Origin of the sequence: uncultured Enterovirga sp. (assembly GCF_964242715.1) — a bacterium.
In the GTDB taxonomy this organism is placed as follows: domain Bacteria; phylum Pseudomonadota; class Alphaproteobacteria; order Rhizobiales; family Beijerinckiaceae; genus Enterovirga.
On record NZ_CAXTAZ010000092.1, the window covers coordinates 1 to 7,633 of the forward strand.

General features: G+C 66.8%; 9 protein-coding genes. 6 read left to right on the forward strand and 3 right to left on the reverse strand.

Going from position 1 to position 7,633, the window contains the following annotated elements; genetic code table 11:
* The 6 genes from bchZ to pufM all read left to right on the forward strand — a co-directional run.
* A partial coding sequence (bchZ, locus tag ACFE87_RS24255; protein ID WP_375462232.1) for a chlorophyllide a reductase subunit Z occupies positions 1-1,385 on the forward strand: 1,385 nt, incomplete at its 5' end.
* Positions 1,382-1,675: a hypothetical protein gene (locus ACFE87_RS24260; RefSeq protein ID WP_375462233.1), complete on the forward strand. Its 294-nt coding sequence runs from the start codon at positions 1,382-1,384 to the stop codon at positions 1,673-1,675. The genes bchZ and ACFE87_RS24260, both read left to right, overlap by 4 nt.
* 121 nt (positions 1,676-1,796) lie before the next feature.
* Positions 1,797-2,036, forward strand: coding sequence for a light-harvesting antenna LH1, beta subunit (gene pufB / locus ACFE87_RS24265; RefSeq protein ID WP_375462234.1), 240 nt, complete (start codon positions 1,797-1,799; stop codon positions 2,034-2,036).
* A gap of 10 nt (positions 2,037-2,046) precedes the next feature.
* Entirely contained in the window at positions 2,047-2,232 is a 186-nt protein-coding gene (gene pufA, locus ACFE87_RS24270) for a light-harvesting antenna LH1, alpha subunit (protein ID WP_375462235.1), read from the forward strand.
* A gap of 109 nt (positions 2,233-2,341) precedes the next feature.
* Positions 2,342-3,169, forward strand: coding sequence for a photosynthetic reaction center subunit L (gene pufL, locus ACFE87_RS24275; RefSeq protein WP_375462236.1), 828 nt, complete (start codon positions 2,342-2,344; stop codon positions 3,167-3,169).
* 13 nt (positions 3,170-3,182) lie between these two features.
* The gene (pufM, locus tag ACFE87_RS24280) at positions 3,183-4,109 is read left to right on the forward strand and encodes a photosynthetic reaction center subunit M (RefSeq protein ID WP_375462237.1); all 927 of its coding nucleotides are present in this window, start codon (positions 3,183-3,185) and stop codon (positions 4,107-4,109) included.
* A 304-nt stretch (positions 4,110-4,413) separates the two neighbouring features.
* Here the strand turns inward: pufM and hemA are convergent, their stop codons facing one another.
* The 3 genes from hemA to acsF form a co-directional block, all read right to left on the reverse strand.
* A complete protein-coding gene (gene hemA / locus ACFE87_RS24285; RefSeq protein ID WP_375462238.1) occupies positions 4,414-5,625 on the reverse strand; it encodes a 5-aminolevulinate synthase in 1,212 nt (403 codons plus the stop codon).
* Between the two features lie 16 nt (positions 5,626-5,641).
* On the reverse strand, positions 5,642-6,565 hold the full coding sequence (gene puhE / locus ACFE87_RS24290; RefSeq protein WP_375462239.1) for a putative photosynthetic complex assembly protein PuhE: 924 nt from the start codon (positions 6,563-6,565) through the stop codon (positions 5,642-5,644).
* A gap of 15 nt (positions 6,566-6,580) precedes the next feature.
* Positions 6,581-7,633, reverse strand: a 1,053-nt coding sequence (acsF, locus tag ACFE87_RS24295) for a magnesium-protoporphyrin IX monomethyl ester (oxidative) cyclase (RefSeq protein ID WP_375462240.1), incomplete at its 5' end; no start/stop codon positions are given.

The following is a 7,633-nucleotide window of genomic DNA, read 5'->3' on the forward strand; positions in this document are numbered from 1 at the left end:
TGAAGGGCCTGCAGGTCGTGATCGACGGTCCGGTCGGCTGCGAGAACCTGCCGGTCACCTCCGTCCTGCATTACACGGACGCCCTGCCGCCCCACGAATTGCCGATCGTGGTCACCGGCCTCTCCGAGCGGGAACTCGGCCGCGACGGAACCGAAGGCGCCATGCGGCGCGCCCACAAGGCGCTCGACCCGGACCTGCCGGCCGTCGTCGTCACGGGCTCGATCGCCGAGATGATCGGGGGCGGCGTAACGCCCGAAGGCACGGGCATCAAGCGCTTCCTGCCCCGCACCATCGACGAGGACCAGTGGCAGGCCGCCGACCGGGCCCTGACCTGGCTGCTCAAGGAATACGGCCCGAAGCGGATTCCGGAGCCGAAGCCCCGAAAGGAAGGCGAGAAGCCTAGGGTCAACATCATCGGGCCGATCTACGGCACCTTCAACACGCCCTCCGACCTCGCCGAGATCCGGCGGCTGGTCGAAGGCATCGGCGCCGAGGTCAACCTCACCTTCCCGCTCGGCTCGCATCTCCTCGACGTGCCGAAGCTCGCGCGGGCGGACGTCAATGTCTGCCTGTACCGGGAATTCGGGCGCGGGCTCTGCGAGGCGCTGGAGCGGCCCTACCTGCAGGCGCCGATCGGCCTGCACTCGACCACCAAATTCCTGCGCAGCCTGGGCGAGCTTACGGGACTCGATCCCGAGCCCTTCATCGAGCGCGAGAAGCACACGACGATCAAGCCGCTCTGGGACTTGTGGCGCTCGGTGACGCAGGACTTCTTCGGCACCGCCTCCTTCGCGATCGTGGCGACCGAAACCTATGCGCGGGGCGTCCGCAATTTCCTCGAGACCGAGATGGGGCTGCCCTGCACCTTCTCGTTCAGCCGGCGCGCCGGCGTGAAGCCCGACAACGACGCCGTGCGGGAGGCGGTCCGGACCAAGCCTCCCCTGATCCTGTTCGGCTCGTTCAACGAGCGCATGTATCTGGCCGAGGCCGGCGGACGCTCCACCTACATTCCGGCCTCCTTCCCGGGCGCCATCATCCGGCGCCACACCGGCACGCCCTTCATGGGCTATGCCGGCGCGACCTACCTCGTCCAGGAGGTCTGCAATGCGCTCTTCGACGCGCTCTTCCACATCATCCCGCTCGGCACCGAGCTCGACCGCGTGCAGGCGACGCCGGCCCGGTTCGTCCGCGATCTCGCCTGGGACGAGGACGCCCGCACCGCGCTCGAAGACCTCGTCGAGGCCGAGCCCGTCCTCGTCCGGATCTCGGCCGCAAAGCGGCTCCGCGATGCTGCCGAGCACAAGGCCCGGCTCTCGGGTCGGACCCGCGTCGGGCGCGACCACGTCCTCGGCCAAGACCATCGATCGAAGGAGAATGCCGCATGAGCGCTGCCCTCGCACTCCCGGTTGCCCATCCGCGTCCCGGCAACGATTTCGCGGACAGACCCCGGTTGCCGGCTCCGAGCGGGGCGAGCCCCCGCCGCCGCGCCGACGAAGTTCATTTCCGGGTGGTCTATTGGCTGACATTCCCGATCTTCATGGTGGCCTCGCTCGCGAGGCGGGTGCGTCCCGGCCAGCGGCCGAACCCGACCGGCCCGCGCCTCTCCCGTCCCTCCGTCTTCCGCGAAGCCAGAGCCGCGGCCCAAACCTGCGGATCGTTGTCCCTGATGGGGTGACGGCCTGTGGACTGTTCCCGCCCTGAACGGCGGGGGCATCCTGCTCGGCGGCCGGAGCCGCCGATATCCAGCCGCGCCGTCGAGGCGCGGTCCCGGCCAGAGGCCAAAGGAGGTCACCACCATGGCTCTAGATGTCAATCCCGGACCGCGTGATGTCACGCTGTCCGGCCTCACCGACATGGAGGCGCGTGAATTCCACACGCTCTTCATGACGAGCTTCATCATCTTCACGGCGATCGCCGTCGTCGCACACATCCTCGTGTGGATGTGGCGTCCCTGGCTGCCGGGCCCCAACGGCTACCGGTCTGCCCTCGAGTCTGCGACCCAGTTCGCCGGCACCCTCACCTCGTTCATCGGATAGGAGACGTCACATGTGGCGTATTTGGATGATGTTCGATCCGCGCAGGACGCTGATCGCCTTGTTCAGTTTCCTGTTCGCGCTCGCGCTTCTGATCCACTTCATCCTGCTCTCGACGGACAGGTTCAACTGGCTCGAAGGATCGCGCGCGAACCGCGCCGGCGCTGCGGCGACCGGCACGGCACCGGCGCCCCGATAGCGGGGCGGACTGCCTCACCAGACGAGCGGCGGGCGATGCTTTCGGCCCGTCCGCCGCTCTCCTCCTCCTCGCCGGGCCGCGTGCCCGGTCTCTCTCGGGAGATGCAGCCATGGCCATGTTGAGCTTCGAGCAGAAATACCGCGTTCGCGGGGGGACGCTCGTCGGCGGCGATCTCTTCGATTTCTGGGTCGGCCCCTTCTATGTCGGTTTCTTCGGGGTCACGACGATCTTCTTCTCCTTCATCGGTTCCGCGTTGATCTTCTACGCTGCCGCGATCGGGCCGACCTGGAACCCGTTCCTGATCAGCATCAACCCGCCCGATATCAGCTACGGATTGCGGCTCGCTCCCCTCGCGGAAGGCGGCTTCTGGCAGATCATCACGATCTGCGCGATCGGCGCCTTCGTGTCGTGGATCTTCCGCCAGGCCGAGATCTCCCGCAAGCTCGGCATGGGCTACCACGTGCCGGTCGCCTATTCGGTCGCCGTCTTCGCCTATTTCACACTCGTCGTGATCAGGCCCGCCCTGCTCGGCGCCTGGGGCCACGGTTTCCCCTACGGGTTCATTAGCCATCTCGATTGGGTGTCGAATACCGGCTATCAATACGTCAACTTCCACTACAACCCCGCTCATATGATCGCGGTGAGCTTCTTCTTCACGAATGCTCTCGCGCTCTCGATGCATGGCGGGCTCGTCTTGTCGGCCGCCAACCCGAAGCCCGGCACCGTGGTGAAGGGCTCCGCGCACGAGAACACCTTCTTCCGCGACACGGTCGGCTGGTCGATCGGCACGCTCGGCATCCACAGGCTGGGGCTGTTCCTCGCGCTGTCGGCCGGCTTCTGGAGCGCGGTCTGCATCGTGATTTCCGGCCCGCTCTGGAGCGAGGGATGGCCGGATTGGTGGAACTGGTGGCTGAACCTGCCGATCTGGGCCAGCTGAGGGAGGACGGGCCATGAGGGAATATCAGAACATCTTCACACCGGTCCAGATCCGAGCGCCGGCCTATGTGGGCGTGCCTGTGGCCGAGAATAACGGCTATGTTCGGGTCGGACGTCCGTCCTTCTTCTACTGGCTGGGCAAGATCGGGGACGCGCAGGTCGGCCCCTTCTATCTCGGCTGGCTCGGCCTGGCGTCGCTGATCTGCGGCGTCACGGCTTTCGAGATCATCGGGCTCAACATGTGGGCCTCCGTGAACTGGGACCCGGTCCAGTTCGTGCGCCGCCTGCCCTGGCTGGCGCTCGAGCCGCCGCCGCAATCGGCCGGGTTCTGCGTCCTGTGTCCCCTGAAGGAGGGTGGCTGGTGGCAGATCGCCGGCTTCTTCCTCACAGCCTCGATCCTGCTCTGGTGGGCCAGGATCTATACGCGGGCCCGCAGCCTCGGGATGGGCACTCACGTCGCCTGGGCCTTCGCCTCGGCGATCTGGCTCTACCTGGTGCTGGGCTTCTTCCGACCGATCGCGCTGGGCCATTGGGGCGAGGCCGTACCTTTCGGCATCTTCCCCCATCTCGACTGGACGAACAACTTCTCCCTCCAGCACGGCAACCTGTTCTACAACCCCTTCCACATGCTCTCGATCGCCTTCCTGTACGGATCGGCGGTGCTGTTTGCGATGCACGGCGCGACCGTGCTGGCGACCAGCCGCTTCGGCTCCGATCGGGAGGTCGAGCAGATCACCGATCGGGGCACGGCCTTCGAGCGCGGGATGCTGTTCTGGCGCTGGACGATGGGCTTCAACGCCACGGCGGAATCGATCCACCGCTGGGCTTGGTGGTTCGCGGTCCTGACGACGCTCACCGGCGGGATCGGGATCCTCCTCACCGGCACGGTCGTCGACAGCTGGTATGATTGGGCCGTGAAGCACAGCATGATCGCCGGGTAGCGGATGACGGCCGCCGCGCCCGGCTCCGCCGGGTGCGACGGGCAGATAGGACTGGTGAAGCCGCGTCGCCAAGACGCGGCTTCTTCCGTTTTGGGACGGTGGTGGTTTACGCGCGGTCGCCTGCCCGCCTCACTGCGAGGAGCGTGAGCGTCGACGCAACCCAGGCCAGCGTGCGTGCGCCCCTGGATTGCTTCGCTCCGCTCGCAAAGACGAAGGGTGTTGAGTCGAGATCTGCAAGACAGCGACGGGGCGCCGTCTCGCGGCGCGTGACCGAGCCCTGAATGAGAGCCCAGCGGCGGCGGCCTCAGGCTGCCTGCGCGACCCTGAGCTCGCTCCAGATGGCCGAGAGGGCGCCGACCAGGTGCTCGATATCGGCGTCGCTATGCATGGGCGAGGGCGTGATGCGCAGGCGTTCCGTGCCCTGCGGCACCGTCGGGTAGTTGATGGGCTGCACGTAGATCCCGTAGGCCGACATGAGGAGGTCGCAGATGCCCTTGCAGAGGATCGGGTCGCCGACCATCACGGGCACGATGTGGCTGTCATTGGCGAGATGCGGGATGCCGGCCCGGTCGAGGCCGCGCCGCACCGCGTCCACCCGGTCGCGCTGCGCCTCGCGCTCGGCCGAGCTCGTCTTGAGATAGCGGACGGAGGCGAGCGCGCCGGCCGCGACCGCGGGCGGCAGCGCCGTCGTGAAGATGAAGCCGGAGGCGAAGGATCGCACGAAGTCGCACAAGGCGGCCGAGCCCGCGATATAGCCGCCGATGACGCCGAAGCCCTTCGCGAGCGTTCCCTCGATGACGGTCAGCCGATGGGCGACCCCGTCGCGCTCGGCGATGCCGCCGCCGCGCGGGCCGTAGAGGCCGACGGCATGCACCTCGTCCAGATAGGTCATGGCCCCGTACCGGTCGGCGACGTCGCAGATGTCCCTGATCGGAGCGATGTCGCCGTCCATGGAATAGACGGATTCGAAGGCGACGAGCTTCGGCCGGGAGGGGTCGACCGCGGCGAGCTTGCGGGCCAGGTCCGCCGGGTCGTTGTGGGCGAAGATCTGCGTCTCGGCCCGGCTGTGGCGGATGCCCTCGATCATTGAGGCGTGGTTCAGGGCGTCCGACAGGACGACGCAGCCCGGCATGCGGGAGGCCAGCGTCGAGAGGCTCGCCCAATTCGACACATAGCCGGAGGTGAACAGGAGGGCGGAATCCTTGCCGTGCAGGTCGGCGAGTTCGCGCTCGAGCAGCACGTGGGTGTTGTTCGTGCCCGAAATGTTGCGCGTCCCGCCGGCGCCTGCGCCGCAGCGGTCCAGCGCCTCGTGCATCGCCTCGATCACGAGAGGATGCTGGCCCATCCCGAGATAGTCGTTGGAGCACCACACCGTGACGGGTCGCGCCCCGCCTTCGCCCCGATGCGTCGCCTGCGGAAACACGCCGGCATTCCGCTCGAGATTGGCGAAGGTTCGATAATTGCCGGCGCGGCGGAGGCCATCGAGGTGCCTTGTGAAGAACGCTTCGTAGTTCATGGCTAGCCCCTCTGACCTATTCCGTTCGGACCGCGGCGATGCGCGTCTCGGCTTCTGTGCACAGTAAGACTGGTCTGCCCGGAGCCGCCGGACCGCCGATGATACGGCTTCCGGAACGCGGCTCGAGCCGGATGATCTTCGTGCCCTCGGCGTCCCCGGGCTTCGACGCAGCGGCCGCGGCGCGCCGGTCCCGGGACGCCAGGCCCCAGGTCCACAGCGCCTCCACCGGAAGCGGCAGCACCAGGAACCAATGTTCGAGGAGCCCGAGCGCGACCAGGGTGGCCAGCAGCACGAGCGCCGTCGCGGCCGTCCCGTCGAGGCCGGAGGCGCGCTGCCCGAGGAGTATCAGCGCGACGGTCGAGACCGTGACCGAAACCGGGAATAGCAGGTTCATCGAAGCCCGGCCGAAGAAGCTCTTCAGGTAGGCGAGGTGAGCCGGCAGGAAATTCTCGGTGATGTTCGGCACGCCGAGGAAGACGTTCAGCTTGGCGCTGATCCGCATCGCGAACAGAACGCCGTAGGTCCAGGCGCCGACCTGGTTCGTTCCGCCCGCCACGCAGGCCACGACGGCGAGACCCGATACGGCCAGCGCGAGCTCGTGATGGATCACGGCCCGGACCGCGAAACCCGTCCGGGCCCATCCGCGCGCTCCCGCCGGACAGTCCGAACGCCACGAACCCGTGATCCAGCCGGAGAGAAACGCGATCTCCTGCGCTCCCCAAACCCCGATCGCGGCCGTGAACGCGCCGTAGGTCTCGATGGCGCCGGTATCCTCGCGCCACCCGACCAGCGCCGCGAGCGAGGCCGCGAGGAGAAGGGCGGCGCCCCCGAGCGTCGCGCGGGACCGGGCGCCGGACAGACCGACCACGTAGAGAACGAGGCCGGTCGAGACCCACCAAACGATGAGTCCGTAGCCGATCGGGAGGAGGGTATCGGACAACGAACGCGGTCCCGATCACCAGGCCGGGACCAATCGGGCGTCGGCCGGGAGCGCGTTCGGCCTCGACGGGATCGCGTAGAGTCGGAGGAAGGTCGCACCCGCCGCGAGGCTGAGGCCTGCCCGCTTCAGGCCGCCCACGAACCCGCCCTGCCGCTTCGCCTCGCCGAGCCGGTCCGAGATCCGGGACAGGCTCTCGAGCGTCGGCAGGAAAGACGGGTGGTCGATGTCGATGGTGAGCGGAAAGACCTGTTGCGAGATTTCTGAGGTGATCCGGAAGACCCGCATGTCGTATTCGGTCGGGTCCATCCCGAGCGCCTCGTGGAAGGCGGGCCGCATGTGGTCGCGTACATACATCGTCGCGAAGACGGCGAGCAGGAAGAACTTGATCCAGAGCTTGTTCCGGCCCTGCAAAAGACTCGGATCTGACCGCATCAGGAGGGCGAAGGCTTCGCCGTGGCGGAACTCGTCGTTGCACCACTTCTCGAACCATTTGAAGATCGGGTGGAACATCCTGTCCGGATGACGCTCGAGCTGGCGATAGATCGTGATGTAGCGGGCATAGCCGATCTTCTCGGACAGGTAGGTCGCGTAGAAGATGAACTTGGGCTTGAAATAAGTATATTTCTTGGCCTTGGTCAAAAAGCCGAGATCGACGCCGATGCCGTGGTCCTTCAGGGTCTCGTTGATGAAGCCCGCATGCCGGGCTTCGTCGCGACTCATGAAGGTGAACAGGTCGCGGATGTCCTGATTGGTGATCCGCTTCTTGATCTCGGAATAGAGGACGCAGCCCGAGAATTCGGCCGTGAGCGATGAGACCAGGAAATCGAGGACTTCCTTCCGCAACTCGGGCGGAAGCTTGTCGAGATCCGTGTAGAGGTCCGGGCTCTTCTTGAAATGGCCCTTGTTCGGGTCGTCCCGCATCTCGCGGATGAGAGCGTCCCATTGCGTCCGGACGGCGCCGACGTCGAGCCGGTCCATGGCCGCGAAATCGGTCGTGTAGAAGCGCGGCGACAGGATCGTGTCGTCGGTCGCCTCGCGGGTCGAGGCATTCGGGGCGATGCCGCCCTC

What these genes read in the sequence shown, in the direction of transcription:
- pufA (WP_375462235.1), top strand. Translation starts at nt 2,047, where the DNA reads ATGTGGCGTATTTGGATGATGTTCGATCCGCGCAGGACGCTGATCGCC.
- pufB (WP_375462234.1), top strand. Translation starts at nt 1,797, where the DNA reads ATGGCTCTAGATGTCAATCCCGGACCGCGTGATGTCACGCTGTCCGGC.
- pufM (WP_375462237.1), top strand. Translation starts at nt 3,183, where the DNA reads ATGAGGGAATATCAGAACATCTTCACACCGGTCCAGATCCGAGCGCCG.
- pufL (WP_375462236.1), top strand. Translation starts at nt 2,342, where the DNA reads ATGGCCATGTTGAGCTTCGAGCAGAAATACCGCGTTCGCGGGGGGACG.
- ACFE87_RS24260 (WP_375462233.1), top strand. Translation starts at nt 1,382, where the DNA reads ATGAGCGCTGCCCTCGCACTCCCGGTTGCCCATCCGCGTCCCGGCAAC.
- hemA (WP_375462238.1), bottom strand. Translation starts at nt 5,625, where the DNA reads ATGAACTACGAAGCGTTCTTCACAAGGCACCTCGATGGCCTCCGCCGC.